The organism is Cupriavidus sp. 05N39, from assembly GCF_056397325.1.
On the sequence record NZ_JBFTNE010000024.1, the window covers coordinates 15,049 to 40,297 of the forward strand.

The following is a 25,249-nucleotide window of genomic DNA, read 5'->3' on the forward strand; positions in this document are numbered from 1 at the left end:
GCCGGCCAGCACCTCAGCGATTCAGGAGGTGGGCGAACTTTTGCCGGAACTTGGCCAGCTTGGGCGAGATCACGAAGGAGCAATAGCCCTGGTTCGGGTGATTCTGGTAGTAGTTCTGGTGACTTTCCTCGGCGCGCCAGTACGGCTGCGCGGGCTCGATCTGCGTCACCAGCGGCGCGTCGTAGAGCTTCTGCGCGGTCACCTCGCGCATCACGTACTCAGCCATGGCACGTTGCGGCTCGGTGTGGGTGAAGATGGCCGAGCGGTACTGCGTGCCCACGTCGTTGCCCTGCCGGTTCAGCGTGGTGGGATCGTGGATGGCAAAGAAGATCTCAAGGATCTCGCGATACTTGATCACCGAAGGGTCGAAGCTCACGCGCACCACTTCGGCGTGTCCCGTGTCGCCGTCGCAAACCTGCTCGTAGGTCGGATGGTTCACGTGCCCGCCGGTGTAACCCGACTCCACGGCGCGCACGCCCTTGACTTGCTGGTACACCGCCTCCAGGCACCAGAAGCAACCGCCCCCCAGGGTGGCAATTTCCCGCTCGTTGTCCATCTTGATTCTCCGGCTCGTGACAATAGCTAGCATACTCGTTCGGCTCCAGGCCTGCCGCCGAAGTATGGCTCGCCGGACCGGGTGACCGCGCCGGAGTCTTGCCGACGCTATTTGATGGGCAAGGCGACCGGCCGGATGGGCGCGGCATCGGCGCCGCGGAACTTCAGCGATGCGCCGATAAAGGCGAACTGGTAGACGCGGTCGCGCGACAACGCCTCCAGGTTCACCAGTTCGATAATCGGTGCGCCCTGCTGCGCCAGCAGATAGGTGTGCACCGGGATGTAGTTGTCGGGCACTTCCGCCGGGAAGGTCTCGAAGCTCAGGTTATCGGCGCCGACCACCATGGCGCCGCCCTCTTCCACGAGAAACCTGGCCGCATCCAGGCCAAGGCCCGGCGGGTTGGCCATGTACGCCTGGGCATTTTCATAATGTTGCATGCGCCCCGTGCGGATCAGCACCACGTCGCCTTTCTGCAGCCCTGTGCCTTGCATGGCCAGCGCGTCGCGCAGGTCCTGCCGGGTCACCCGGTAGTTGTCGGGCAGCATATCCAGTCCCTTGGCCGCGGCTACGTCGATCAGCACGCCGCGGGCGACGATCGGCGGCAGCTTCTCCGCGCCGGTGACTTTCCAGCCGCGATCGCCCAGGTGCTCGGCGGCGGAATAGCCGTTCCAGATCTTGCCGTTCAGGCCGAAGTGATTGAGCGCGTCGATATGCGTGCCCATGTGCGCGTACATGGAAACTGCCGACCCGCTGTAGCTGACATGCCGGTTCATCGCCTCGCCCACCTGCATGGAGTCGGCCACCAGGTTGCCGTGCGGGGTATGGGTCATCCACATCTGGTACGGCGGGTCGCCGGCCGCCTGCCAGCTCGGCATGCCGATGAAGTAGTCGACCGCCAGATCGTAGGCCTGCGCGCCCGAGACGCGCGCCATGATGGCCGCGTGCGAGGCCGGGGTGATCAGGTTGAGCCGGCCTATCTCATCCTTGGGGCCCCAGGGGCTGACGCCTACCTGAGGCGCCGCGGCGGCGGCACCGCTCAGCACGGCTAACAACATCGACAGGGAAAACCTGGCGAACCGGCGCCCGGCGGCGCGGGCGGGATGGGACGGGATGGATTGCGACATGGGAACTCCTGAAAGGTTGGCGCTTTCCACGGCCACGTGGAAGCCATGTCGCCATCCTATTAGGCATTCTTCGGTAGATAATCTGCGCATTCAGACAAACATATTCAACCCAAGGGAAAATATATGGATTTGCTTGCGGCCATGCGCACCTTCCGCCGGGTCGTGGAGCGCGACAGCTTCAGCCAGGCCGCCGCCGATCTCGGGCAATCAACCGCGGCGGTCAGCAAGCAGGTGCGTCAACTGGAGGCGCGCCTGGGCGCGCTGCTGATCCTGCGCACCACGCGGCGCATGAGCCTGTCGGAAACCGGCCGCGCCTACTTTGCCGAATGCTGCCGCCTGCTCGACGAGCTGGATGCGCTGGAGCGGGCCACGGCGGCGGGCAAGGAGGAGATCAGCGGCCGCCTGCGCGTGAATGCGCCGCTCTCATTCGGCCTCAAGGTGCTTTCGCCAATCCTGGTGGCATTCATGACGCGCTACCCGCAGCTGCAGGTCGAGCTGACCCTGGACGACCGGCTGCTGGACGTGGTGTCGGAGGGTTTCGACGTGTCGCTGCGCATCCGCTCCGCGTTGACGGACTCGTCCCTGATCGCAAGGCGGCTGGGCGAGGTCGAGCAGTTCATCTGCGCCGCACCCGGCTACCTGGCAGCCCGCGGCACGCCGCGCAGCGTCGAGGACCTGCGCGGCCACGATTGCCTTGCCTACCAGTTGGCCGACTATCCGGGCAGCTGGCACCTGGAGGGGCCGCTGGGAACCACCAGCATCGAAGTACCGGCCCGCTTCTCGGCGAACAACAGCCTGCTGCTCAGCGACATGCTGCTGGCCGGGATGGGCATCGGCGCGCTGCCTTCGTTCATCGCGCTGCCGTTGCTGGCGCGCGGCGAGCTGATCAGGGTGCTGCCTGAGCATGCGCTGGCCGGACGCAGCATCTACGCGCTTTATGCGAGCCATCGCCATCTGCAACGCAAGGTCGGCATATTCATGGACTTCCTGGCGGAGGCCTTGCGGGGTCAATAGCAGGCGCGCGCGGCCTGGCGCGCGTCAGCCAGACGGCATGGCCAGCATGGCCCGCAATTGCGGCTTGAGTACCTTGCCTAGCGCGCTCTTGGGCAGGCTGTCGAGCAGCACCACCCGCCGCGGCAGCTTGAAGCGCGCAATGGACAAGGCCAGCGTTTCGCGCAGCGCCTCTTGCGCCAGCGCGGCGCGGTCCGCCCCCGCGGCCGGCACCACGACCGCGACCGGCACTTCGCCCCAGCGCGGATCGGGCAGGCCAACCACCGCGCAGTCCTGCACGCCGGGCAGGCCCAGCAGCACATTCTCGATCTCGGCCGGATAGATGTTCTCGCCGCCGGAGATGATCATGTCCTTGCTGCGCCCGACCACTTCGATACAGCCGTCGGCATTTCGATGGGCTAGATCGCCGGAGTGGAACCAGCCGTCATGGAAGTCCGGATGGTCCGGCTGCCGCCAGTAGCCCTGCATCAGGTTGGCGCCGGCCAGCCAGAGTTCGCCGACTTCGCCATCGGCCACCTCGGTGCCATCCGCGCCGGCCAGCCGCACCCGCACCTCCGGCTGCGGCCAGCCTGCGTAGCCCGGCCGCGCCATGGCCTGGTCCAGGCGCAGGACGACCGATACCGGTCCCGTTTCAGTAGCGCCGTAGACCTGCCCCAGCGGAACGCCGCGCGCGTGAAAGGCATCGATGTACGCGCGGGGAATGGGCGAAGAGCCCGCCATCACGCCGCGCAGCGAGGATAGATCCGCCCGCGGCCAGCCGGGATGCTCGAGCACCGCGCGCAGCGTGGCCGGCACCATCAGCGCCAACGTGGCTCGCGTCTGCGCCAGTGCAGCGAGCCAGGCATCCGGCGCGAAGCGCTGGTGCAGCGTCACCTGCGCCCCGGCCAGCAGCGCCGGCAAGGTCTGGATGCAAAGGCCGCCAACATGGAACAGCGGCAGCGCCGACAAGATATGGTCGTCCTGCGTCATGCCGTGCGCCCACCAGCTCGCGCGGGCGTTGGCCAGCAGGCCAGCCTGCGTATGCAGCGCGCCCTTGGGCTGGCCCGTGGAGCCGGAGGTGTAGACCAGCAGCAGTGGTGCCTGCCCGGGCGGCTGCGATGGCTGCGGCAGCCGCGTGTCCAGCGCTGCCGGCCGGTCGATCAGGCTGTCGATGGGCGCGTGCATGGCAGCTGCCGCCACCTCCGCCGCGGTCTGCGCGTGCGGAGCGTCGTGAAACAGCATGCGAATGCCCGCATGCGCGGCGATAGCGCTCAACTCCGGCACTGCCAGGCGAAAATTCAGCGGCACGAAGATGGCCCCGAGCCTGGCGCACGCGAACAGCAGCGCGAGTTGCAGATCGTGGTTCAGGCACAGCGTGGCCACACGATCGCCCGGCCGCACGCCCCAGGTGCCGGCCAGGTGGGCGCATGCGCGCTCCACGCGCCGCCACAGCCTGCCATAGCTGATGGTGCGGCCCTGGCTATGCAGCGCCGGACGCTGCGGTGCGACGCTCACGTGCGCATGCAGCGCGCGCAGCAAGGCGCCCGGATCCGGGGTGCCGGCGAAGAGCCGGTCGGCACGCTCGCTCATTCGTCGCGCTCACCCGCTTCGTAGAGCGCCTCGCGGCCCATGCGGTCCATGATCAACTCCGCGGTCCAGGGCAGCATCAGCGCGCCGCAGCGCGAATCGCGATAGAGGCGCTCCAGCGGCAGGTCCTTAAGCATGGACTGGCCGCCGCAGGTGCGGATCGCCAGCCGGGCGATATCGTTGGCGCCTTCCATCACCGTGTAGTGGGCGGCGTACAGGCGCATGCGCGCATCCTTGGACGGACTGGCGCAGGCTTCGTGAATCACGCGCCAGAAGATCGAGCGCATGCTCTCTAGCTGGATACGCATCTGCGCCACCGCGATCTGCTTGGTGGGATACATGCGGCGCTTCACCGGCGGCTGGCCCGGCACTTCGCCGCGCAGGTACTGCACGGTGAAATCGTAGGCGGCCTGCGCCACGCCGAGATAGGTGGGCGAGAGCGTGAAGAACATCGCCGGCCAGGACTGCGCAGCCTTGTAGTAGACGCCGCGCGGCATCAGCTGCTCCTGGTCGGCGACGAACACATCCTTGAGCAGCAGCGTGCGCGACACCGTGCCGCGCATGCCCATCGGGTCCCACTCGCCGGTCACGGTAAGGCCTTCGGCATTGCCCGGCACCGCGATATAGAGCGTGTCGCGCATATCGGGCGAATGGTCCGCGCACTCCTCCGTGCAGAGGATGCCGTAGTAGTCGGCCGCGCCCGACAGCGAGGCGAAGATCTTGCGGCCGTTGAGCACCCAGCCGCCTTCCACCTTGCGCGCGCTGGTGCCGAACGGCGCGCGCCCGGCGGCAGCCGCCGAGCCTTCGGAGAAGGGCTGGGCATAGATCGCGCCGTCCCTGACCACGCGGGCGAAATGCAGTTCCCGCCGCGCCTCGTGTTCGGCACGCTGCTCAGGCGTCATGGCGATGCCGTCGGCCAACATGCCGGTCCACATGGTGGAGCAGATATGCATGTTGTAGGTCAGCGCGGTGGCGCCGCAGAAGCGGCCGATCTCCGCGCCCACCATGCAATAGGTGGCAAAGTCCGCGCCCTCGCCGCCGAACTCGCGCGGCACGCACAAGGCCAGCAGCCCGGCTTCGCGCAGGTCGTCGTAGTTGGCAAAGGGGAAGCTGGCCTCGCGGTCCCACTGCGCCGCGCGCGGGGCAAAGCGTTCGCGGCCCAGCCGGTTGGCCAGTGTCAGCAGGCGCGCCTGCGTTTCGGTGAAATCGGCGCTGCCGACGGCAGGGATGAAGTCCAGTGGCATGTCTGTTGTCTCCCGGGGCGCCGCTTGCACGCGGCGATGCCTCGTTGGTATTTTTCTGTGCTCGCTGACTGGCGGCGCCGTATTCAGCGCGCGGGGAAATGCCGGCCGAGGAAGCCCAGCACGGCGGCATTGAAATCCACCGGCCGCTCCATGCAGGCCAGGTGCCCCACGCCCGGCAGGCAAAGGTACTCGGCGCCGGCGATCTTCTGCGCCATGCGCTCCATCACGGCCGGTGCCGCATTGGCATCGTGCTCGCCCGCCAGCGCCAGCACCGGCACGCCGATGCGCGCGAGCATTTCGCGCCGGTCGAAACGCACCAGCGCCTGCAGCGCGGCGCGATAGGTGTCTGGCGGCACCGCTGCCATCACGCTGGCCGCGAACGCCACCGCTTGCGCATCGGCATCCGGCGCGACCATGGCGCGCACCAGTCCGGCCGCCATCTGCGCCATCGTCTTGCCGGCATCGAGCGGTGCCGTGCGCGCTGCAACGAAATCGCGCTGCCACTGCCCGTCGGCCTTGCCGAACGCGGGCGAGGTACCGGACAGCACCATGCCGTCGATCAGGCCGGGCATGGCTGCGTAAGCTTCCTGCGCCACCATGCCGCCCATGCTGTGGCCCAGCAGCACGACGCGCCTGCCGGCATCGCGCTCGGCCTGGAGTACCGGCTGCAAGGCTTGCGCCAGCCCGGCAAAATCGTAAGGCGCGATCAGGGCGCTATCGCCATAGCCTGGCATGTCCCACGCTACCGCGCGATAACCCGCCTGCGACAGCGCATCGAGTTGTGCCGGCCACGCTGCCTTGCCGCCGCCGATGCCATGCAGCATCAAGACGGCTACCGGCCCTGTGCCCTGTGCGACCACGGCAACGCCATTGGGGAGAATCTGGAGATTCGTGTTTGCGTTCATGCTCAGGCATCCGCCTTGGTGGATGGGCTTGGACCGGCAAGCCGGCCCTCGTCGACCTCGCCCGCGCCGTCGAGCGTGATCGTGCAGTTGCGCAGCGGCAGGTCGAAGTGGCCCAGCGTATGGCGGCCGGCCACCTCGTTGGCGCCGGTGGAATAGAGGAAGTTGCCGGCGAAGGCGCGCAACTCTGTCCCGTTGCAGTCGCGCTTGTCATAGAAGGTCATGGCATCCCAGCGGGCCTGCGGGTTCAGGCCCCAGCCCACATGCGAGACCGCATAGGCATCGCGCGTGCCTTCGCGGTCAGCCCAGGCTGCGTAGTAGCCGCGCATCATGTCGGCGTCCATGCCCTGCCCTTCGATGCCGACCATGTAGTCATCCTCGATATGGCAGACGATGGTGTCGCGCAGGTAGGTCTTGAAGGTCAGGTTGACGTCGCCTGACGCCAGCACCAGGGTGCCGTTGACCTGCCCGCCGGCGGGGAATGCCAGGCAAAGGCCGCCCGGCCAGTGCGCGACCTGGCCCGGCTTGTTGCAGTAGCCCCAGACACCGCCCACGCGCGCGCTTGCCAGGCCGACGCGCAACTCGGTGCCTGCCGCCGAGTGCACGCGCATCTCGCGCGCGCCGCGCAGCCGCTTCATCGCGGCGCGCACGCTGCCCTCCAGCGCGGGATCGGGCAGGCAGCGCTCCAGGATTTCGGGGTGTTCGTTGCTGACCATCAACAGGCGCGGCATGATGCCGTCGGCGCCTTTCAGGATCAGGGGCAGTTCGGGCGCATGGAGCAGGCCCTCCACGGTGCAATCGATCACCAGGTGGCAGCGCTGCAAGGCGGCTACCACGGGTGCCAGCTGCTGCAGGGCATCGCTGGCCCCGGTGGAACGCACCGGCGCTGGCGCCTGAAGCACCGGGGACGGTACCCGGAGGCGCACCGGCGTGGCGCCGAGCGATTGCACGGCCAGTTCAGCCAACTCCACATTGACGCGTCGGGATTGGGACTCCGTTACAATCCCAACCACTTCCTGGGCGGTCAGGGCGCACAGTTCAAGGGTGCGCCGAAAAGCCGCCAGCCAGCGGTGCTCGATTTGCTCGATGAGCATTTGTCTCCTCCTGGTGCGATCCTGCCGTGGTCTTGGCATGGTCCCGGCGGCAGTCTTGGTGGGTCTGCCCACCGATGCCGCCGCCGGGCGCATTAGCTTGTGCTTGTGATTCTTGTCGCTGGCGCAAATAATATATGAAATTTCATGGATCCCAGTGGAGCCCGCACGATGGGCATGCCTGAGGCCTCCGGCAAGGCCGCCTCTCCCGATTTCGATACGCTGCACTTCCGGCGCGCGCTGTCCCAGTTCGCCACCGGCGTGACGGTCATCACCACCCGCGCGGGCCCTGGCTCGCCGCCGGGTGCGCCGTTCGTGGGCATCACCGCCAGTTCGTTCAACTCGGTCTCGCTCGATCCGCCGCTGGTACTGTGGAGCATGGCCACGCGCGCCAACAGCCTGCCGATGTTCCGCGACGGTTCGCACTACATAATCAATGTGCTGTCGGCATCGCAACTCGATCTGTGCCAGCGCTTCGCCACGCTCAAGGGCGACCGCTTCGCCGGTGTCGACTACCGCCTCTCCGAGACCGGCCTGCCGATCCTGGCCAATGCGCTGGCCTGGTTCGAATGCCACAACCGCAGCCGCTACGACGAGGGCGACCACGTCATCTTCGTGGGCGAGGTGGAACGTTGCGGCGTGCACGACAACGCGGGCAACCCGCTGGTGTTCCACGACGGCCGCTTTGCCACCACCCGCCCGCTGACGGACTGAAACGCAGGCGCACAAGGCCATCGCAGCCATGACGGATTCGCCCAAGCCCGCTTTTGTCGACGGCTACCTGCCTTATCTGCTGGCGCGGGCCAGCTACCTTGTGTCCGGAGAATTCCACCGGCAGGTGGAAGCGGCGGGCTTCTCTGTGCCCGAATGGCGCGTGCTCGCCACGCTGGCCGACCGGCCGGATTGCACCATCGGCACCCTGGCCGACATCACGCTGACCAAGCAACCCACCCTGACCAAGCTGATCGACCGCATGGCCGCCAGCGGCCTTGTCGCGCGCCGCAACGGCGCGGACGACCGCCGGCATGCGCTGGTCTCGATCACCCCGCGCGGCCGCGCCCGCGCCCGCGCACTGCTCGAGCAAGCCGCCGCGCACGAGCAGCAGGTGCTGGACGACTTCGGCCCGCAGCAAGGCGATCAGCTCAAGGACACCCTGCGCCGGCTGATCGCGCTGCGCACGCCGCGCTGATTGGCGCCAGGGCGGCGGCTCAGGACGACGGATCGCCCTTGATCACCGCCAGCGGCGACCCGTCGGTCTTGATCCTCTGCAGCACGATGTTCGAACGGATATCCATCACGCCGGGCGTGCGATAGAGCCGGTTGACGATGAAATCCGAGTAATGCTTGAGATTGCGCGCCTGCACCTTCAGGATGTAATTGCTGTCGCCGGTGATGATGTAGGCCGACACCACTTCGGGCCAGGCCTGCACCGCCGCGTTGAACGTGTCGTGCCATCCCTCCGTTTCGGGGCGCATGGACACCTGCACGATCGCTTCCAGCTCCAGGCCGAGCATTTCGGCATCGAACCAGGCGCGGTAGCCGCCGATCACCCCGCTCTCCTCCAGCAGCCGGACCCGCCGCAAGCAGGCTGAGGGCGACAGCGCCACGCGGTCGGCCAGGTCCTGGTTGCTGATGCGCCCGTTCTCCTGCAGGCAGGTCAGGATGCGCAAATCGATGGGATCGAGGTTCATTTCGCAGATTCTTCGATGGCTTTATTCATTCATGAAATTCTATGCGAAATATGCACCACCAACCCGGTCAATAAGCAAGCCTCTTGCCCGGAATATTGACTATCATGCCGTCATCCGCTCCACGTAGAGCACCGGAACGCCGGCCCCCGGCATCAGCCACCCAATGACAAACCGCCCCGCCCCCGACATCCAGCGCCAGCTGTGGGACATCAGCCCGCCGCTCTCGCCCGACACGCCTGTGTGGCCCGGAGACACGCCTTTCCAGCAGCAAGCCGCCTGGCAGATGGACGCGCACTGCCCGGTCAATGTCGGGCGCATCACGCTGTCGCCGCACACCGGCGCGCATGCCGACGCACCGCTGCACTACGCCGCGGACGGCGCGCCCATCGGTGAAGTGGACCTGGCGCCCTATCTCGGTCTTTGCCGGGTGATCCATTGCATCGGCGCCAGCCCGCTGGTCGAACCGCACCATATCGGGCATGCCCTCGCGGGCGTGCCGCCGCGTGTGCTGCTGCGCACTTACCGGCAAGCTCCGCTGGCGCAGTGGGATCCCGGCTTCTGCGCGGTGGCGCCAGAGACCATCGCGCTGCTGGCCGCGCATGGCGTCACGCTGGTCGGCATCGATACGCCTTCGCTGGACCCGCAGGAATCCAAGACCATGGACGCGCACAACATGGTGCGCCGCCATCGTCTCGCCATCCTTGAAGGACTGGTGCTCGACGCGGTGCCGGAAGCCGACTACGAACTGATCGCGCTGCCCCTGCGCTTTGCCGGACTCGATGCGAGCCCGGTACGCGCCGTGCTGCGCAGCCTGACCTGAACCCACCGAACCGCCCCCTCCAGGAAACCTCTCACCCATGACTGCAATGACCCGCGAGCAATGCCTCGCCCTTGACCAGCAGGACCCGCTGCGCAGCCTGCGCGAACAGTTCGCACTGCCGGACGGCGTGATCTACCTCGACGGCAACTCGCTGGGCGCCCGCCCGCGCAGCGCCGCGGCACGTGCCGCCGAAGTGGTAAGCGAGGAGTGGGGCACGGGCCTGATCCGCAGCTGGAACACCGCCGGCTGGTTCGAGCTGCCGCAACGCCTGGGCAATATGCTCGCACCGCTGGTGGGCGCCGGCGAGGATGAAATCGTCGTCACAGATACCACGTCGATCAACCTGTTCAAGGTGCTGGCGGCCGCGCTGCGCGTGCAGCAGACGCGCGACCCGAAGCGCAAGGTCATCGTCTCGGAGGCAAGCAATTTCCCCACCGACCTCTACATCGCCCAAGGGCTGGCCGACCTGCTTCAGCAGGGTTACTCGCTGCGCCTGGTGAACGCCCCCGAGGAAATCGATGCGGCGGTCGACGCCGACACCGCCGTGCTGATGCTGACCCACGTCAACTACAAGACGGGCGAAATGCTGGATATGGCAGGCCTCACTGAGATGGCGCACGCCCGCGGCGTGCTCACCGTATGGGACCTGGCCCATTCAGCCGGCGCGGTGCCGGTGGCGCTGAACGCGTCCAAGGCCGATTATGCGGTTGGCTGCACCTACAAATATCTGAATGGCGGCCCGGGCTCACCCGCCTTCCTGTGGGTCGCGCCGGCACTGCGCGACGCCTTCTGGCAACCGCTGTCCGGCTGGTGGGGCCATGCCGCGCCGTTCGCGATGGAACCCGGCTATCGCCCCCGCGAGGGCGTGGCCCGCTTCCTGTGCGGCACCCAGCCCATCACCTCGCTGGCCATGGTCGAATGCGGCCTGGATATCTTTGCCCAGACCGACATGCAGTCGCTGCGCGCCAAGTCGCTGCAGCTGACCGATCTCTTTATCGCGCTGGTGGAGGCACGCTGCGGCCATCACCCGCTCGAACTGGTCACCCCCCGCGCTCACACGCGCCGCGGCAGCCATGTCAGCTTTGCCCATCCGGACGGCTTCGGGCTGGTGCAAGCCCTGATCGAACGCGGCGTCATCGGCGACTACCGCGAGCCGCGTGTCGCGCGCTTCGGCTTCACCCCGCTGTACACCAGCTTCACGGAAGTGTGGGATGCGGTCGAGATCATGCGCGACGTGCTGGACAGCGGCAGCTACAAGGCCGAGCGTCACCAGACCCGTGGCCAAGTGACCTGAGCAGGAGCACGCAACATGAATAGCAACAAAGGATGCCCGATGTCGGGTACGGGCCTGGGTGCAAAAGAGACCGCCGGCGACGACGCCAGCTGGCACGACGCCCAGATGGATTTCGCCAAGGAGATGAGCTACGGCGATTACCTGGCGCTGGACAAGATTCTCAACGCCCAGCATCCGCTCTCGCCCGAGCACAACGAGATGCTGTTTATCGTGCAGCACCAGACCAGCGAGCTATGGATGAAGCTGGCGCTGCACGAGTTGCGCGCCGCGCGCGAATGCGTGCGCCAGGACCAGTTGCCGCCAGCCTTCAAGATGCTCACGCGGGTGTCGCGCATCATGGAGCAACTGGTGCAGGCGTGGAATGTGCTGGCCACCATGACGCCGCCGGAATACTCGGCGATGCGTCCCTACCTCGGGATGTCGTCCGGCTTCCAGTCCTTCCAGTACCGCGAAATCGAATTCATCCTCGGCAACAAGAACGCCGCCATGCTGCGCCCGCATGCACACCAGCCCGAACACCTGGCCCTGGTGGAGGAAGCACTGCGCACGCCATCGCTGTATGACGAGGCGATCCGCCTGATGGCACGGCGCGGCTTTGCCATCGATGCGACCTGCATCGAGCGCGACTGGACCCTGCCGGCCGGCGAAAACGCCTCGGTGGAAGCCGCGTGGCTGGAAGTCTATCGCCAGCCGGAGGCGCACTGGGAACTGTATGAACTGGGCGAGAAGTTCGTCGACCTGGAAGACGCCTTCCGGCAGTGGCGCTTCCGCCATGTCACGACCGTGGAGCGCGTGATCGGCTTCAAGCGCGGCACCGGCGGCACAGAGGGCGTCAGCTACCTGCGCAAGATGCTCGACGTGGTGCTGTTCCCCGAATTGTGGAAGCTGCGCACGGATCTGTAGGCGCGACCGCAAGGCGGTGCCGGCCAGGCCGGTACCGCCGCCCCCGAGCGCTCAGAGCGCCGGGTCCGACAGCCGCGCCGCCAGCGCGCGCAAGGCCGGCGCCAGCTTGTCGTGGAATACCGCCTCCTCGACCGAGCCATAGGACGCGCTGCAACTGAGCATGTGCAACTCCTTCTCCCCCACTGGCCGGAACGCCACCGCGCACGCGTGGATGGCAGGATGCCAGTCGCGGAATGACGCCGCGTAACCCAGGGTCGCGGCCTCCGCCACCGTGGCACGCATCGCCGCCTCCTGCGTTTTCCACTGCTCCGGATAGGCCTGGGCAAACTCCGCCAGCACCCGCTCGCGCTTGRCCGCCGGCAAGGCCGCCAGGTAGGCGCGCCCCATCGAGCTCGACACCAGCGACAGGCGCGACCCTACCCCCAGCCCGAGCATCACACCCGCATCGTTCCGGATCGATTCAAGATAGATCACCTCCAGCCGCTCCCGCTTGCCCAGCGAGACGGATACCCCGTAAGCCTGGGCAAACGCCAGCATGTGCGGGCGCGCCAGCGTGACTACGTTGGAAGCGGAGAGGTAAGAATATCCCAGCGCCAGCACGCCGGCGTCGAGCGCGTACTTGCCCAGGCTATCGTCGTAGCGCAGGTAGCCCAGTTGCACCAGCGTGCCGGCCAGCCGGCTCACGGTTGCCTTGGGGAAGCCGGTGCGGCGCACGAAATCCTGGTTGCCGAGCATCGATTCGCCGGTGCGGAAACAACGCAGCAACTCAAGGCCGCGCGCCAGCGCGGTGACGAAATTGGGATCGCTTTCGCGCGGTGTGGCGCTGACGACATCTGCTGCGGGCGTGGCTTGCGATTCGGTGGCCAAAGGAAGTCTCCGCGGGTGGGATGAAGGCGCGCGCCTATTGCACGGACCGCGCATTGCGATATACTACATCATCGGAACAAAGTTCCGCAATGCGGAACTCAAAGAGTCCTCGGCAGAGCGCGGAATGCGCCGATAATTCATGAATTCAGGGCCGGCCCGCGCGGCTGCCCATCCCGACCTGCACCGACCTGCACTATCGAAGGAGACGTAATATGGCTGCCAACGCCGAATTCCACTGGGCCGACCCCCTCTTGCTGGACGACCAGCTGAGCGCCGACGAGCGCATGGTGCGCGATGCCGCACTGGCCTATTGCCAGGACAAGCTCGCACCGCGCGTACTGCAATCGTTCCGCAACGAGAAGACCGACATCGAGATCTTCCGCGAGATGGGCGAACTTGGCCTGCTCGGCCCCACCATTCCCGAGGAATACGGCGGCCCCGGCCTGAACTACGTGGCCTACGGCCTGATCGCGCGCGAAGTGGAACGGGTGGATTCGGGCTACCGTTCGATGATGAGCGTGCAATCGTCGCTGGTGATGGTGCCGATCCACGAGTTCGGCAGCGAGGCGCAAAAGCAGAAATACCTGCCCAAGCTGGCCACCGGCGAGTGGATCGGCTGTTTCGGCCTGACCGAACCCAACCACGGCTCCGACCCGGGCTCCATGGTCACGCGCGCCAAGAAGGTGGCGGGTGGCTATGAACTCTCCGGCGCCAAGATGTGGATCACCAACTCGCCGATCGCCGATGTGTTCGTGGTGTGGGGCAAGCTGGTCGGCGACGACGGCAAGGAAGCCATCCGCGGCTTTATCCTGGAAAAGGGCTGGAAGGGCCTGTCGGCTCCGGCCATCCACGGCAAGGTCGGCCTGCGCACCTCGATCACCGGTGAAATCGTCATGGACCAGGTGTTCGTGCCGGAAGAGAACCTGATGCCGGGCGTATCCGGCCTGAAGGGCCCCTTCACCTGCCTGAACTCGGCCCGCTACGGCATCGCCTGGGGCGCCCTGGGCGCCGCCGAATTCTGCTGGCACACCGCGCGACAGTACACGCTGGACCGCAAGCAGTTCGGCCGTCCCCTGGCGGCCAACCAGCTGATCCAGAAGAAGCTGGCCGACATGCAGACCGAGATCACGCTGGGCCTGCAAGGCTGCCTGCGCCTGGGCCGCATGAAGGACGAAGGCACCGCCGCGGTGGAAATCACCTCGATCATGAAGCGCAACTCCTGCGGCAAATCGCTGGACATCGCCCGCGTCGCGCGCGACATGCTCGGCGGCAACGGCATCTCGGACGAGTTCGGCGTGATCCGTCACGTGGTCAACCTCGAAGTGGTCAACACCTACGAAGGCACCCATGACATCCACGCACTGATCCTGGGCCGCGCCCAGACCGGCATCCAGGCCTTCTTCTAAATTCCCGGGCCTGGAAGCCGGGCCGCCCGTTCTCCGGCAGAAAATTAAAAAGGCCCGGCTGCGAAGCCGGGCCAAGCACACTACCAAGGAGAGACGACGGGCGAGCCCATCGTTGTACAACACGGGTCGGCCGGCGGGGCGCGGTGCGCCCCGGCCAGCCGCTTACTTGTTGGGTTGCGGCGTCAGCCGCAGGTAAGGCCGCACGGCCTTGTAACCCTTCGGAAATTTCTGCTTTATCACCTCCTCGTCCTTCAGCGAGGGCACAATCACCACGTCGTCGCCGTCCTGCCAGTTACCCGGCGTGGCAACGCTATGGCTGTCGGTGAGCTGCAGCGAATCGATCACGCGCAGGATCTCGTTGAAATTGCGCCCTGTGCTGGCGGGGTAGGTGATGATCAGGCGCACCTTCTTCTTCGGATCGATCACGAACAGCGAACGTACCGTCAGGGTCTCGTTCGCATTGGGGTGGATCATGTCGTAGAGCTGGGAAACCTTGCGGTCGCCATCGGCGAGGATGGGGAAATTGACCGTGGTACCCTGGGTCTCGTCGATGTCCTTGATCCACTCGCGATGGGACTCGACCGGATCGACCGACAGCGCGATCGCCCTGACATTGCGCTTGGCAAAATCGTCCTTTAGCTTCGCCGTCAAACCCAGCTCGGTCGTGCAGACCGGCGTGAAGTCGGCCGGGTGCGAAAACAGAACGCCCCAGCTGTCGCCAAGCCATGGATGAAAGCGAATCGGGCCTTCACTGGAATCCTGCTCGAAATCCGGTGCGATGTCGCCAAGACGTAGTGTCATAAGGGTGTCCGCAAAGGGGGCAAATTCGGGTTGAACCAGTGTAGTGAGATTGCGATCCAACCCAAACGAATATAAAGTCACTACAAAATCACCTTTTTGTCTTAGGACCTTTGTCTGCGTCAATGTCCCACACACGGTGTCGGACTCGTGGTGTTGAAACCACGGCGGTTCCCCGCATATGCTAGTAAAGAGGGTGAGAAGCTGCCCGAGAACGTGCGAGGAAGGCAAAATGTCACAATCCGAAACCACCGCCCGCAAACAGGAGAAACTGATGAGCGATGTCAAGACCGTTTTGTCCGATGCCGAAGAACTGCTTAAGCAAGCGGCCTCGACCACCGGCGAGAAAGCTGCCGAACTGCGCGAGCGCGGCATGGGCCTGCTGAAGCAAGCCAAGGAAAAGGCCCAGGACCTGCAGGACGCCGTAGTCACCAAGAGCAAGGCGGCCGCACGCGCCACCGATGACTATGTACACGACCACCCGTGGCGCGCCGTCGGCGTGGCTGCCGGTGTTGGCCTGCTGATCGGCCTGCTGCTGAACCGCAAGTAATTCGCAAGGCCACAAGCCTCGCGTATGAACCCGAATGCCCCGCACCCAGTCCTCCGTAGGTCGCGAGGCGGTGCAGGGCAACGCCCCGCCAGTGGTCCGACACCGCTGGCGGGGCTTCCCGTCTGTAGCTGGTGCAGYGCATTGCCGCTGCACGCCTTCGCCGGAATTGCATGAGCGACCCCACCTCCTCCCCCAAATTTATGGATGCCCTGCGCAGCCTGGCAGGATCATTGGTGGCGATGGTGCAGACGCGCCTCGAACTTGCCAGCGTAGAACTCGCGGAAGAACGCGCGCGGCTGATTAAGATGGCCTTGCTGGCCTGTTTCGGCCTGGTGTTCTTCGGCCTGGCCCTGGTGACGCTGACCGTGCTGATCGCCATCCTGTTCTGGGACACTTACCGCTGGCAAGCCCTCTGCGTGCTGGTTGCGTGTTACCTGACCGCCTGCGCAGCCTGCCTCGCATTCGCCCGTCACCTGGCGCGCAATGCCCCGCCCCTGTTCGAAGCCACGCTGGCCGAGATCGACAAAGACCGGGAGATCCTGCGCCGATGAGCCACCCGAACAAGCCAGACCAGCCCACGGAGAACGTGGCCGGCACCCCGCACCGGGAACATCAGCGCCCGGTGCGTTTCTCGCGCGAGGTGCGCTTGCCGCTCGCCATCCGCAAGGAACTTCTGATCACGCGCGCCGCGCTGGAACGCTACGACTGCGCCCAGGCGCTTCACCATGTACGGGGCAGCGCAACCCGGTTCGGCCGTTTCAGCACCTGGCTGCCGCGCATGACCCGGCCTGCTTCCTGGCTCAAGCTGCTGGGCCTGGCCAAGGAATATCCGCTGCTCAGCTCGGCCGTGTCCCTGGCACTGCCGTTGCTGCGCAAGACGCCGGTGCTGCGCTGGACGTGGAAGGCCTCCAAGTTCGGCATCCTGGCAGGTGCCGGCTACTGGGTTTATCAAACCTGGCAGAAGGGCAGCGCGGAAGCTGCCCGGCGGGCTCCGCCCGACACCGTCGAAACCGTCGACACCGGATTTCGCGACCCGCTGGTACGCTAGTACCGCAACCCCCGACGCAAGGCCATGGCACACGCTGGCCTTGCCTTTCGAGCGCGCGCTTGCCCGTGGCGGGCGCGATGCGCCTTGGCGACCAGCGGCAGCCCGTGCGGCGCCCCCGCGATGCCAACCTGACCCAAGGGACAGCGCAATGACCCATCGATCGGATATGCAGCAGAAGGCGTTCTATCTGCTGCTGGCAGTAGTCTCGGTAGCCTTTTGCTTCGTCCTCTGGCCCTTCTTTGGCGCGGTGTTCTGGGGCACCATCCTGGCCATCATCTTCACGCCGCCCAACAACTGGCTGACCCGCCGCATGGGCGGCCGGCGCAACCTGGCGTCGCTGACCACCTTGACGCTGTGCATGCTGATCGTGGTGCTGCCGCTGATCTTCGTCACTGGCGCCCTGCTCCGGGAAGGCGGCACGGTCTACCAGCAGATCAGGTCGGGGCAACTCAATTTCGGCGCCTACTTCCAGCAGGCCGTGCACGCGCTGCCACCTTCGGTGGGACGGGTGCTGGACCGCTTCGGGCTCCTCGATATCGGCGACTTGCAGCAAAAGCTCACCAATGGCGCCGCCCAGGCCAGCCAGATCATCGCCACGCAGGCGCTGAGTATCGGACAGAACACCTTCCAGTTCGTGGTCAGCTTCGGCGTGATGCTGTACCTGCTGTTCTTCTTGCTGCGCGATGGTCCGCAGATTTCACGGCTGATCATGCAGGCCATTCCCCTGAGCGAGCCGCACAAACAGCACCTGCTGCGCAAGTTCACCACCGTGGCCCGTGCCACGGTCAAGGGCAATATCGCTGTCGCCGCGGTGCAAGGCGCGCTGGGCGGCCTGATCTTCTGGATACTCGGCATCCAGGGCTCGCTGCTATGGGGCGTGCTGATGGCCTTCCTGTCGCTGCTGCCGGCCGTGGGCGCCGCCCTGATCTGGGGGCCGGTGGCCATCTACTTCCTGCTGACCGGCGACGTGGGCAAAGGCTCGATCCTGATCGGCTTCTGCGCGGTGGTGATCGGCGCGGTGGATAACGTCCTGCGCCCCATCCTGGTCGGCAAGGACACCCGCATGCCCGACTGGGTGGTGCTGATCTCCACGCTGGGCGGCATGGCGCTGTTCGGGCTGAATGGCTTCGTCATCGGTCCGCTGATCGCCGCGCTGTTTATCGCCAGTTGGGACCTGTCCACCTCGACGCGCGACGAAATCGAGCGCCGCGATGCGGCCCAGGACAAGGATTCCACGCCACCGGCACCGCCGGAAGGCCCAGCCGGCGCCCGCGGCGACACACACCCCGAGGCGGCCCACACGGATTGAGCCCGCCGCTGTATTTGCCGGCCCCAAACACACCAAGGAGTGAGCATTGCGTCAAAACCACGATTCATCCGGTGCGCAGGCACCCGCGAAGGTAAAGCACTACAGCGTGCGCGAACTGTTTCGCAAGCCGGACCGCTCCCAGTTCTCGATCTCTCCGGATGGACGTCACCTGTCGTTCCTGGCCAGGCATCAGGGCCGCCAGAATATTTTCGTGCAGGCCATCGACACCGACGGCAACCTGCTGGGCGAAGCCCGGCCGCTGACCCGCGAAACCGAGCGTGACCTGCCCTTCCACGCCTGGAAAGGCAATGCGCACATCCTCTACGTGAAAGACTTTGGCGGCGACGAGAACTTCCACGTGCTGTCGGTGCCGATCGACGGCGGCGACCCGGTCGACCTGACGCCGTACCCCGGCGTACGGGCCGAGATCGTCGACGATCTCGAGGACGACGAGCGCCATATCCTGCTGTCGCACAACAAGCGCGAGCCGCAGGTCTTCGATGTGCTGCGCGTCGATGTCGTGACCGGCGAGTCGGTGCAGATCGCCGAGAACCCCGGCAATGTGATGAGCTGGGGCACCGATCATGCCGGCCGCCTGCGCGTGGCGACCGCCAGCGACGGCGTGAATACCACCCTGCTCTATCGCGATACCGAGGACCAGCCCTTCCGCCCGATCCTGACTACCGATTTCCGCGAGACGGTCGCGCCGCTGTTCTTCACCTTCGACAACAAGCAGTTGTATGTGCAATCCAATCGCGGACGCGACAAGCTGGCGATCTTCGAATTCGATCCGCAGACGGCACAGGAAGGCCGGCTGGTCTTCGAGCACGATGAAGTCGACGTCGGCGGCCTGAGCTACTCGCGTCACCGCCGTGTGCTGAGCGCCGCCTGGTACACGGACTGGAAGACGCACCGCCATTTCTTTGACGCGCACGCCGGGCAGATCCATGCCGACCTGGAACGGCAGCTGCCGGGCTACGAGCACCACATCACCAGCCTCACGCGCGACGAGACCCGCATGATCGTCTCCGCGTCGAGCGACAGGACCGCCGGCACCCGCTACCTGTATGACAGCGGCACGCGCAAGCTGGTCACGCTAGGCAAGGTGCTACCGTGGCTCGATGAAGCCGACATGGCCGGCATGCGGCCGATCCGGTTCACCTCGCGCGACGGCCTGCAGATCCATGGCTACCTGACGGTGCCGGTAGCCGCTGCTGGCGAGCCCGCGCCCCAGGGCCTGCCGCTCGTGGTCAACCCGCACGGTGGCCCCTGGACGCGTGACGACTGGGGCTTCAACCCCGAGGTGCAGTTGCTGGCGAACCGCGGCTACGCGGTGCTGCAGATCAACTTCCGCGGCTCGACCGGCTACGGCCGCAAGTTCTGGGAAGCGAGCTTCAAGCAATGGGGCAAGACGATGCAGCGCGACATCGACGACGGCGTCGACTGGCTCGTCGCGCAGGGCATCGTGGATCCGAAGCGCATGGCGATCTTCGGCGGCAGCTATGGCGGGTATGCGACGCTTGCCGGCGTCGCCTTCACGCCGGACCGTTATGCCGCCGCCATCGACTATGTTGGCGTATCGAACCTGTTCACGCTGCTGGAGACGATTCCCGCGTACTGGACGCCGATGCTCGACATGCTGTACGAGATGATTGGCAATCCCAACGACGAAACCGACCGCCAGGCCATGCACGATGCCTCGCCGGTGTTCTTCGCGGACCGGATCCGCACGCCGCTGCTGGTGGCCCAGGGCGCCAACGATCCGCGCGTCAAGCAAGCCGAAAGCGACCAGATTGTCGAGGCGCTGCGAGCGCGTGGCATCGATGTGGAGTACCTGCTCAAGGAAAACGAAGGCCACGGCTTTCACAACGAGGAGAACCGCTTCGACTTCTATGAGGCGATGGAAGCGTTTCTGGCCAGGCATCTGGCAAGGCAAGGCTGATTGCTGCTGGCCAGGGGGCAGGCTTTTGTTCCCTGCCCAGCCGTTTTCCCCGGCCAGGACCCAAAACAAAAAAGGCGTAGCGGTTGCCCGCTACGCCTTTTCGCAATGCTGGTGGGTCGTGCGTGACTCGAACACGCGACCAACGGATTAAAAGTCCGCTGCTCTACCGACTGAGCTAACGACCCGGAAAAACTGAAGCCGCGATTATAGGAATATCCTGGCCCTAATGTCAACCTTAGCGCGTTAAACGTTCGTGCTAGATCATGCGCTCAAGGCGCCATATCTGGTAGCGGAAGCCCAGCACCGAGCCGGCCAGGATGCCGGCCAGCGCAATAAACGAGCCGATTGCCAGCGTCGATACGCCCGACAAGCCCTGGCCGATCGTGCAGCCCAGGGCGGTCACGCCGCCCGCGCCCATCAGGATGCCGCCCACCAGATGGTTGCCAACGTCCTCGGCGCTGCCAAAGCCTTCCCAGCGGAAGGTGCGCGTGACCAGCGCATAGGCGGCGGCCCCGGCCACCACGCCGAACACGCTGACGATGCCAATGGTCAACACCTTGCTCTTGTCGCTGAACATCATCAGCCAGTCCAGCGTATAGGCATACGGAGCGACGAAGCTCAGGCTTTCCATGCGGCCGCTATTGGTGCCCACGAACAGCTCTTCGAGCGTGTTGGGATCTTCGGACACATAGCCAATATGCCCCGAGACGTACCACATCGCCACGATGATGAGCCCCACCGCAATGCCGCCCAGCAGGTTATCGAAAGTTCGGAAGCCACGTCCGGCCAGCGCCCAGATCACCAGCGCGCCGCCCAGCACCAGCCCGATGCCAAGCTGCAGGGTGCCACGCGCCATGCCGCTGGCATGCGCCAGCACGGAGGGCAGGTCCTGCGTGGTGGACAGCGTGAGCGCCACCGCATCGACGGTATTCACGCGAATCACGCCGAACAGGCCGCGCAACGTCATATAGGCGGACAGCCCGAGGAAGACGAATACCACCAGCGATTTCAGGTTGCCCGCGCCGATGCGCACCAGGGTCTTGCTGCCGCAGCCCGAGGCCAGCACCATGCCGAAGCCGAACATCAGCCCGCCCACCAGCGCGGAAAGCCAGCTGAGCTTGCTTGCGGCATAGATGGTCTTGGCGGGATCGATGTAACCGCCCGCCGCCAGCCCGGCGGTGCCGATCATGGCCACGCCGATGGCGAGGCCCCACATGCGCATGCGGCTCCAGTCGCCCATGTTGACGATGTCGGAGACCGCGCCCATGGTGCAGAAGTGCGTGCGCTGGAGCACCACCCCAAACAGGAAGGTCAGGATGAAGGTGCTCGCCAGTATGGTACGGCTGAGCGCTGCGAGATCGATATCGGGCATGAGAGTCCGGCGGGGGAATCGGAACGGGTGTGTGCGGCGTCAGGGTTGAGCGCGCGCGGACGCGCGCTCTTCTTGCGCAACCGTCAGGCGGCGCCCTGGTAGCGGGTGGGATCGGGCACGCCTGCGGCCTCGAAACCCGCGCGGCGGATGCGGCAGGAGTCGCACACGCCGCAGGCGCGGCCGTCGTCGTCGGCCTTGTAGCACGACACCGTCATGCCGTAGTCCACCCCGAGCCCGACGCCGGCGCGGATGATCTCGCCCTTGGTCATGTCGATGATGGGCGCGTGCACGCGGATGCGCTCGCCTTCCACGCCGGCCTTGGTGGCCAGGTTGGCAAGCGTCTCGTAGGCCGAAACATACTCGGGCCGGCAATCCGGATAGCCTGAGTAATCGACCGCGTTGGCGCCGAAGAACAGGTCGCGGCCGCCAACGGCCTCGGCCCAGCCCAGGGCCAGCGAAAGCATGATGGTATTGCGGGCCGGCACATAGGTGACCGGAATCCCGCCGACCGCGCCGTCGGTGGGCACGTCCAGGCTATCGTCGGTCAGCGCCGAGCCGCCGAAGCGGCGCAGGTCGAGGTCGATGATCTCGTGGCGCACCGCGCCCAGGGCCGCCGCCACGCGCTTGGCTGCCTCCAGTTCCGAGGAATGGCGCTGGCCATAGCGCATCGACAGCGCATAGGTCTCGAAATCCTGCGCATTGGCCATGGCAAGGACGGTGGCGGAGTCCAGGCCGCCGGAAAGCAGGACGATAGCGCGTTTTTTCATGATGGCGGGGGGGCGGCGCCTGGCGGCGCCACGCAAAATTCAAGGCGAATCGCGCATTTTAGCGCGACCACGACAAAAGGCCCGCGGATGCGGGCCTTGCGTCGTTCGCCTGCCACCGGCGCCCTGCCCAGCGCGGCGCTTACTTCAGCGTCTTGAGGCGATTGGTCGCCGCCTGCGCGCCCTCGGTGCCGGGGTATTTGGCTACCACCTGCTCCAGGGTCTTGCGGGCCGCGGGCTTCTGCCCCGATTCGATCTGGTTGTTGGCGATGGCGATCAGCGCATCCGGCACCTTGGGGTGATCCGGATAGGCCTGCACCATGTTTTGCAGCACCGTGGTGGAACGGCTGTAATCCCGCTGCGCATACAACGAGTTACCTAGCCAGTATTGCGCCAGCGGCACATACGGGCTCTGCGGGTACTTCTTGATGAAGGCCGAGAACACGTTGCCGGCACCCTTGAAGTCCCCGGTCTGGAACTGCTTGAGCGCGGCATCGTATTCAGTCTTCTCGCCGGGTTGCGACAGGCCTTCCCGGCCATCCACGGTGACCTGCTGCGGCTCGAATTTCTTCAGGCGCGCATCGAGGTCGGCGTAGTAGTCCTTCTGCTGTTTCTGCAGCGTGGTCACTTCGTTCTGCAGCATCTCGTTCTGGCCGCGCAGCCGCGCCACTTCCTGGCGCAGGCCCTCGAGCTGGTTCTGCATGTCGAGCTGGGCGCGGCTGTTCTGGTCGATGCGCTGCGATGCCGTCGCCTGGAAACCGTTGAACTGGTCCCGCATGGTCACGATGGCTTTGCGCGCCTCGTCATCATCGAACACGCCGGCCCGCGCCTGCGCAACATGCAGCAGGCTGGCGCAGGACATCGCAGTAAGCAATACCAACTTGGAGACGCGTGCTTTCATGAGTTGGCTATCCGCGGATTAGTACGTGATGTCCGCGCGGCGGTTTTCCGCCCACGAGGCTTCGTCATGGCCGGTTGCCTTGGGCTTTTCCTTGCCCAGGCTGACGGCTTCCATCTGGCTTTCCGGCACGCCCAGCGAGGACATGGAGCGGCGCACGGCCTCGGCACGCTTCTGGCCCAGCGCCAGGTTGTACTCGCTGGTACCGCGCTCGTCGGTGTTGCCCTGGATCAGGATGCGGCGGCCCTTGTTGGCGGCCAGGTACTTGGCGTGCTCGGACAGCATGCCCTGGTAGTCGGACTTGACGCTGTAGCTGTCGAAGTCGAAGTACACGCTGCGCTTGGCCAGCGGGCTGTTCGGGTCGTTCAGCGGATCGCGCGAGACGTCCACCGGCGCCACGGCGCGAGCGTCGTTCGAAGGCGTGCCCTTGCCACCGGCACCGGCGTTGGCGGTGTCGTCCAGCTTGACGCCGGAGCTGCAAGCGCCGAGGGCCAGCAGGGCAGCGACGGCAAGGGTTTTGGTCATCATTTGGGTCATGGCTAGGAACTCCTCGTTTATTGCATGAATGGGCCCCAGGACGGCTCGCGAACCTCGCCGGACTGGAGCGACAAAACCTGCCGGGTACGCCCGTCAGTGGACACTGCCGCCAGCACCGAGCGACCTCCCACCCGGGTGGCATAAAGAATGTACTTGCCATTGGCGGCGAAGCTTGGCGCCTCGTCGTTGGCGGTGTCGGTCAGCGACGTGACATCGCCGTTGCCGAGATCCATCAGCTGCAGCTTGAAGCCGCCGCTGCGGGTGATATAGGCCAGCTGCTTGCCGTCAGGCGAAATGCGCGGGCTCACGTTGTAGCTGCCCTTGAAGGTCACACGCTGGGCTGCACCGCCTTCTTCCCCGCCGGCCGGCATGCGGTAGATCTGCGGCGCGCCGCCGCGATCGCTGGTGAAGTAAATGCCGCGGCCGTCCGGCGCGTATTGCGGCTCGGTGTCGATGGCGCTGCTGCGCGTGAGGCGCTTGAGGCCGGAGCCATCGGCGTTGACCTGGTAGATCTGGGTATTGCCGTCGCGCGACAGCGCGACCGCCAGGTGGTGCCCGTCGGGCGACCACGAAGGCGCGCTGTTGTTGCCCTTCTGGTTGGACACCAGCGTACGGCGGCCACTTGCCAGGTCGTGCACGTAAACCACGGGCTTCTTGGCCTCGAAGGACACGTAGGCGACCTTGCTGCCATCCGGCGACCACGAAGGCGAGATGATCGGCTCGTTGCTGGTCAGCGCCACCTGGGAATTCTGGCCGTCGGAGTCCGAGATCAGCAGCTGGAAGCGCCCACCCACGCGTGAGACATAGGACAGGCGAGTGGCGAACACGCCACGCTCGCCCAGCAGCTTCTCGTAGATGTAGTCGGCGATCTTGTGCCCGGCGACGCGCAACTGGTTCGGCCCGACGGTGAAGGCCAGTCCGCCAAGGCTCTGGCCCTTGACGGTATCGTAGAGGCGGAAGCGCACGTCGTACTGGCCGTTGCCGGTCGGGGTCACGCTGCCTGCCACGAAGGCATCGGCGCCGCGCGACTTCCAGTTGCCAAGGTCGGCATTGGCGGATTCGGCCACGGTGGCGCCAGCCGGATCGATATTGCGGAAGCGCCCGCTGCGCTGCAGGTCGCCGCGAATGATGGCGGTGACATTTTGCGGGGCCTGTGCTTCGCCCTGGAAGTTGGCGGTGGCGATCGGGAACTGGCTGGCGCCTACGCCGGTGATTTCAACATTCAGTTGCGCCTGTGCGCTGCCGGCCGAAAGGGCCAGCGCCACGGCCAGCCAGGCAAACAGGGCGTGCGCGGGGGTGTTGTGCCGCCGTGCGGCTAGCCAAAGGGGGGCCCAAAGCTTTCGCATGCTGCTCCTCAGTCGAGATCAATATTCATCGAGCGCGGCCGGCAAACTGGAAGCCGTGGTACGGGCAAGCATGTCGCATGCCCGTATCGCGTGCACCGGGCACATTTGCCGGCCGCGTCAGGCAACCTGTCATCCTAGCGCCGGGATAGCCCGGCTTCGACGCAGGTTGCAATCTGTTGCAATTCGAAAACACCCGTGCCATCGCTATCG

The 25,249-nt window shown here is 65.8% G+C and carries 26 protein-coding genes and 1 tRNA gene; 12 read left to right on the plus strand and 15 right to left on the minus strand.

Features of this window, described 5'->3' with window-relative positions; genetic code table 11:
• Window positions 1-13: 13 nt before the first annotated feature.
• The gene (msrA, locus tag AC1DN0_RS13815; RefSeq protein ID WP_045236043.1) at window positions 14-556 is read right to left on the minus strand and encodes a peptide-methionine (S)-S-oxide reductase MsrA; all 543 of its coding nucleotides are present in this window, start codon (window positions 554-556) and stop codon (window positions 14-16) included.
• Window positions 557-663: 107 nt separating this feature from the next.
• Window positions 664-1,611 (minus strand): cyclase family protein, encoded by a 948-nt coding sequence (locus AC1DN0_RS13820; RefSeq protein WP_441625006.1) that lies wholly within the window; start codon window positions 1,609-1,611, stop codon window positions 664-666.
• Between the two features lie 192 nt (window positions 1,612-1,803).
• Between AC1DN0_RS13820 and AC1DN0_RS13825 the strand changes: the two genes are divergently transcribed.
• Window positions 1,804-2,694, plus strand: coding sequence for a LysR family transcriptional regulator (locus tag AC1DN0_RS13825; RefSeq protein ID WP_441624794.1), 891 nt, complete (start codon window positions 1,804-1,806; stop codon window positions 2,692-2,694).
• A gap of 24 nt (window positions 2,695-2,718) precedes the next feature.
• Here AC1DN0_RS13825 and AC1DN0_RS13830 read toward each other — a convergent pair whose 3' ends face one another.
• The 4 genes from AC1DN0_RS13830 to AC1DN0_RS13845 all read right to left on the minus strand — a co-directional run bounded on the left by AC1DN0_RS13830 (window position 2,719) and on the right by AC1DN0_RS13845 (window position 7,497).
• On the minus strand, window positions 2,719-4,260 hold the full coding sequence (locus AC1DN0_RS13830) for a class I adenylate-forming enzyme family protein (RefSeq protein WP_441624796.1): 1,542 nt from the start codon (window positions 4,258-4,260) through the stop codon (window positions 2,719-2,721).
• A complete protein-coding gene (locus tag AC1DN0_RS13835) occupies window positions 4,257-5,501 on the minus strand; it encodes an acyl-CoA dehydrogenase family protein (protein WP_477111657.1) in 1,245 nt (414 codons plus the stop codon). The genes AC1DN0_RS13830 and AC1DN0_RS13835 overlap by 4 nt, the downstream gene beginning before the upstream one ends.
• A gap of 83 nt (window positions 5,502-5,584) precedes the next feature.
• Window positions 5,585-6,406: an alpha/beta fold hydrolase gene (locus AC1DN0_RS13840; RefSeq protein ID WP_441624799.1), complete on the minus strand. Its 822-nt coding sequence runs from the start codon at window positions 6,404-6,406 to the stop codon at window positions 5,585-5,587.
• A 2-nt stretch (window positions 6,407-6,408) separates the two neighbouring features.
• Entirely contained in the window at window positions 6,409-7,497 is a 1,089-nt protein-coding gene (locus tag AC1DN0_RS13845; RefSeq protein ID WP_477111658.1) for a 2,5-dihydroxypyridine 5,6-dioxygenase NicX family protein, read from the minus strand.
• 168 nt (window positions 7,498-7,665) lie between these two features.
• Here AC1DN0_RS13845 and AC1DN0_RS13850 point away from each other — a divergent pair, with 168 nt between their 5' ends.
• Both AC1DN0_RS13850 and AC1DN0_RS13855 read left to right on the plus strand, forming a co-directional pair.
• Entirely contained in the window at window positions 7,666-8,208 is a 543-nt protein-coding gene (locus AC1DN0_RS13850) for a flavin reductase family protein (RefSeq protein ID WP_045236038.1), read from the plus strand.
• A gap of 28 nt (window positions 8,209-8,236) precedes the next feature.
• Complete coding sequence (locus AC1DN0_RS13855; RefSeq protein ID WP_441624803.1) at window positions 8,237-8,683, plus strand: MarR family winged helix-turn-helix transcriptional regulator; 447 nt, start codon at window positions 8,237-8,239, stop codon at window positions 8,681-8,683.
• A 19-nt stretch (window positions 8,684-8,702) separates the two neighbouring features.
• Here AC1DN0_RS13855 and AC1DN0_RS13860 read toward each other — a convergent pair whose 3' ends face one another.
• Window positions 8,703-9,185: an Lrp/AsnC family transcriptional regulator gene (locus AC1DN0_RS13860; RefSeq protein WP_035863970.1), complete on the minus strand. Its 483-nt coding sequence runs from the start codon at window positions 9,183-9,185 to the stop codon at window positions 8,703-8,705.
• Window positions 9,186-9,348: 163 nt separating this feature from the next.
• On the opposite strand from AC1DN0_RS13860, the gene kynB reads away from it, so the two are divergent.
• Genes kynB through kynA form a run of 3 tightly spaced genes read left to right on the plus strand, consistent with a single transcriptional unit; the run spans window position 9,349 to window position 12,202 of the window.
• Window positions 9,349-10,005, plus strand: a complete 657-nt coding sequence (gene kynB / locus AC1DN0_RS13865) for an arylformamidase (RefSeq protein WP_477102312.1) — start codon at window positions 9,349-9,351, stop codon at window positions 10,003-10,005.
• 37 nt (window positions 10,006-10,042) lie between these two features.
• Window positions 10,043-11,299, plus strand: a complete 1,257-nt coding sequence (kynU, locus tag AC1DN0_RS13870; protein WP_441624807.1) for a kynureninase — start codon at window positions 10,043-10,045, stop codon at window positions 11,297-11,299.
• A gap of 39 nt (window positions 11,300-11,338) precedes the next feature.
• Window positions 11,339-12,202, plus strand: coding sequence for a tryptophan 2,3-dioxygenase (gene kynA, locus AC1DN0_RS13875; protein ID WP_477111671.1), 864 nt, complete (start codon window positions 11,339-11,341; stop codon window positions 12,200-12,202).
• Between the two features lie 51 nt (window positions 12,203-12,253).
• On the opposite strand, the gene AC1DN0_RS13880 is transcribed toward kynA, so the two are convergent.
• Window positions 12,254-13,069 carry an IclR family transcriptional regulator gene (locus tag AC1DN0_RS13880; RefSeq protein ID WP_477145788.1) on the minus strand — a complete coding sequence of 272 codons (816 nt, stop codon included), beginning with the start codon at window positions 13,067-13,069 and terminating at the stop codon, window positions 12,254-12,256.
• 212 nt (window positions 13,070-13,281) lie between these two features.
• Here AC1DN0_RS13880 and AC1DN0_RS13885 point away from each other — a divergent pair, with 212 nt between their 5' ends.
• A complete protein-coding gene (locus AC1DN0_RS13885; protein ID WP_035863960.1) occupies window positions 13,282-14,475 on the plus strand; it encodes an acyl-CoA dehydrogenase in 1,194 nt (397 codons plus the stop codon).
• A gap of 162 nt (window positions 14,476-14,637) precedes the next feature.
• On the opposite strand, the gene AC1DN0_RS13890 is transcribed toward AC1DN0_RS13885, so the two are convergent.
• Window positions 14,638-15,276, minus strand: coding sequence for a peroxiredoxin (locus AC1DN0_RS13890; protein ID WP_441624812.1), 639 nt, complete (start codon window positions 15,274-15,276; stop codon window positions 14,638-14,640).
• 229 nt (window positions 15,277-15,505) lie between these two features.
• Between AC1DN0_RS13890 and AC1DN0_RS13895 the strand changes: the two genes are divergently transcribed.
• From AC1DN0_RS13895 to AC1DN0_RS13915, 5 genes are all read left to right on the plus strand, one after another.
• The gene (locus AC1DN0_RS13895) at window positions 15,506-15,823 is read left to right on the plus strand and encodes an ElaB/YgaM/YqjD family protein (RefSeq protein ID WP_324291756.1); all 318 of its coding nucleotides are present in this window, start codon (window positions 15,506-15,508) and stop codon (window positions 15,821-15,823) included.
• Between the two features lie 170 nt (window positions 15,824-15,993).
• The gene (locus tag AC1DN0_RS13900) at window positions 15,994-16,374 is read left to right on the plus strand and encodes a phage holin family protein (protein ID WP_441624814.1); all 381 of its coding nucleotides are present in this window, start codon (window positions 15,994-15,996) and stop codon (window positions 16,372-16,374) included.
• On the plus strand, window positions 16,371-16,871 hold the full coding sequence (locus AC1DN0_RS13905) for a DUF3318 domain-containing protein (RefSeq protein WP_441624816.1): 501 nt from the start codon (window positions 16,371-16,373) through the stop codon (window positions 16,869-16,871). Before AC1DN0_RS13900 ends, AC1DN0_RS13905 begins: the two co-directional genes overlap by 4 nt.
• 148 nt (window positions 16,872-17,019) lie before the next feature.
• Window positions 17,020-18,180, plus strand: a complete 1,161-nt coding sequence (locus AC1DN0_RS13910) for an AI-2E family transporter (protein WP_441624818.1) — start codon at window positions 17,020-17,022, stop codon at window positions 18,178-18,180.
• A 46-nt stretch (window positions 18,181-18,226) separates the two neighbouring features.
• Window positions 18,227-20,122, plus strand: coding sequence for a S9 family peptidase (locus tag AC1DN0_RS13915; RefSeq protein WP_477111659.1), 1,896 nt, complete (start codon window positions 18,227-18,229; stop codon window positions 20,120-20,122).
• 109 nt (window positions 20,123-20,231) lie between these two features.
• On the opposite strand, the gene AC1DN0_RS13920 is transcribed toward AC1DN0_RS13915, so the two are convergent.
• The 6 genes from AC1DN0_RS13920 to tolB form a co-directional block, all read right to left on the minus strand.
• Window positions 20,232-20,307: transfer RNA gene (locus AC1DN0_RS13920), tRNA-Lys, on the minus strand.
• A 71-nt stretch (window positions 20,308-20,378) separates the two neighbouring features.
• A complete protein-coding gene (locus tag AC1DN0_RS13925) occupies window positions 20,379-21,494 on the minus strand; it encodes a YeeE/YedE family protein (protein WP_441624822.1) in 1,116 nt (371 codons plus the stop codon).
• 83 nt (window positions 21,495-21,577) lie between these two features.
• Window positions 21,578-22,261, minus strand: coding sequence for a 7-cyano-7-deazaguanine synthase QueC (gene queC / locus AC1DN0_RS13930; RefSeq protein WP_441624824.1), 684 nt, complete (start codon window positions 22,259-22,261; stop codon window positions 21,578-21,580).
• A 139-nt stretch (window positions 22,262-22,400) separates the two neighbouring features.
• Window positions 22,401-23,159 carry a tol-pal system protein YbgF gene (ybgF, locus tag AC1DN0_RS13935; protein ID WP_035863945.1) on the minus strand — a complete coding sequence of 253 codons (759 nt, stop codon included), beginning with the start codon at window positions 23,157-23,159 and terminating at the stop codon, window positions 22,401-22,403.
• An 18-nt stretch (window positions 23,160-23,177) separates the two neighbouring features.
• Entirely contained in the window at window positions 23,178-23,693 is a 516-nt protein-coding gene (gene pal / locus AC1DN0_RS13940) for a peptidoglycan-associated lipoprotein Pal (protein ID WP_441624826.1), read from the minus strand.
• A gap of 17 nt (window positions 23,694-23,710) precedes the next feature.
• A complete protein-coding gene (gene tolB / locus AC1DN0_RS13945) occupies window positions 23,711-25,039 on the minus strand; it encodes a Tol-Pal system beta propeller repeat protein TolB (protein WP_441624828.1) in 1,329 nt (442 codons plus the stop codon).
• Window positions 25,040-25,249 lie beyond the last annotated feature (210 nt).

Bases quoted from the DNA above. Each gene is read 5' to 3' on its own strand.
- msrA (WP_045236043.1), bottom strand. From the start codon at position 556: ATGGACAACGAGCGGGAAATTGCCACCCTGGGGGGCGGTTGCTTCTGG.
- AC1DN0_RS13820 (WP_441625006.1), bottom strand. From the start codon at position 1,611: ATGTTGTTAGCCGTGCTGAGCGGTGCCGCCGCCGCGGCGCCTCAGGTA.
- AC1DN0_RS13825 (WP_441624794.1), top strand. From the start codon at position 1,804: ATGGATTTGCTTGCGGCCATGCGCACCTTCCGCCGGGTCGTGGAGCGC.
- AC1DN0_RS13830 (WP_441624796.1), bottom strand. From the start codon at position 4,260: ATGAGCGAGCGTGCCGACCGGCTCTTCGCCGGCACCCCGGATCCGGGC.
- AC1DN0_RS13835 (WP_477111657.1), bottom strand. From the start codon at position 5,501: ATGCCACTGGACTTCATCCCTGCCGTCGGCAGCGCCGATTTCACCGAA.
- AC1DN0_RS13840 (WP_441624799.1), bottom strand. From the start codon at position 6,406: ATGAACGCAAACACGAATCTCCAGATTCTCCCCAATGGCGTTGCCGTG.
- AC1DN0_RS13845 (WP_477111658.1), bottom strand. From the start codon at position 7,497: ATGCTCATCGAGCAAATCGAGCACCGCTGGCTGGCGGCTTTTCGGCGC.
- AC1DN0_RS13850 (WP_045236038.1), top strand. From the start codon at position 7,666: ATGGGCATGCCTGAGGCCTCCGGCAAGGCCGCCTCTCCCGATTTCGAT.
- AC1DN0_RS13855 (WP_441624803.1), top strand. From the start codon at position 8,237: ATGACGGATTCGCCCAAGCCCGCTTTTGTCGACGGCTACCTGCCTTAT.
- AC1DN0_RS13860 (WP_035863970.1), bottom strand. From the start codon at position 9,185: ATGAACCTCGATCCCATCGATTTGCGCATCCTGACCTGCCTGCAGGAG.
- kynB (WP_477102312.1), top strand. From the start codon at position 9,349: ATGACAAACCGCCCCGCCCCCGACATCCAGCGCCAGCTGTGGGACATC.
- kynU (WP_441624807.1), top strand. From the start codon at position 10,043: ATGACTGCAATGACCCGCGAGCAATGCCTCGCCCTTGACCAGCAGGAC.
- kynA (WP_477111671.1), top strand. From the start codon at position 11,339: ATGTCGGGTACGGGCCTGGGTGCAAAAGAGACCGCCGGCGACGACGCC.
- AC1DN0_RS13885 (WP_035863960.1), top strand. From the start codon at position 13,282: ATGGCTGCCAACGCCGAATTCCACTGGGCCGACCCCCTCTTGCTGGAC.
- AC1DN0_RS13890 (WP_441624812.1), bottom strand. From the start codon at position 15,276: ATGACACTACGTCTTGGCGACATCGCACCGGATTTCGAGCAGGATTCC.
- AC1DN0_RS13895 (WP_324291756.1), top strand. From the start codon at position 15,506: ATGTCACAATCCGAAACCACCGCCCGCAAACAGGAGAAACTGATGAGC.
- AC1DN0_RS13900 (WP_441624814.1), top strand. From the start codon at position 15,994: ATGAGCGACCCCACCTCCTCCCCCAAATTTATGGATGCCCTGCGCAGC.
- AC1DN0_RS13905 (WP_441624816.1), top strand. From the start codon at position 16,371: ATGAGCCACCCGAACAAGCCAGACCAGCCCACGGAGAACGTGGCCGGC.
- AC1DN0_RS13910 (WP_441624818.1), top strand. From the start codon at position 17,020: ATGACCCATCGATCGGATATGCAGCAGAAGGCGTTCTATCTGCTGCTG.
- AC1DN0_RS13925 (WP_441624822.1), bottom strand. From the start codon at position 21,494: ATGCCCGATATCGATCTCGCAGCGCTCAGCCGTACCATACTGGCGAGC.
- queC (WP_441624824.1), bottom strand. From the start codon at position 22,261: ATGAAAAAACGCGCTATCGTCCTGCTTTCCGGCGGCCTGGACTCCGCC.
- ybgF (WP_035863945.1), bottom strand. From the start codon at position 23,159: ATGAAAGCACGCGTCTCCAAGTTGGTATTGCTTACTGCGATGTCCTGC.
- pal (WP_441624826.1), bottom strand. From the start codon at position 23,693: ATGACCCAAATGATGACCAAAACCCTTGCCGTCGCTGCCCTGCTGGCC.
- tolB (WP_441624828.1), bottom strand. From the start codon at position 25,039: ATGCGAAAGCTTTGGGCCCCCCTTTGGCTAGCCGCACGGCGGCACAAC.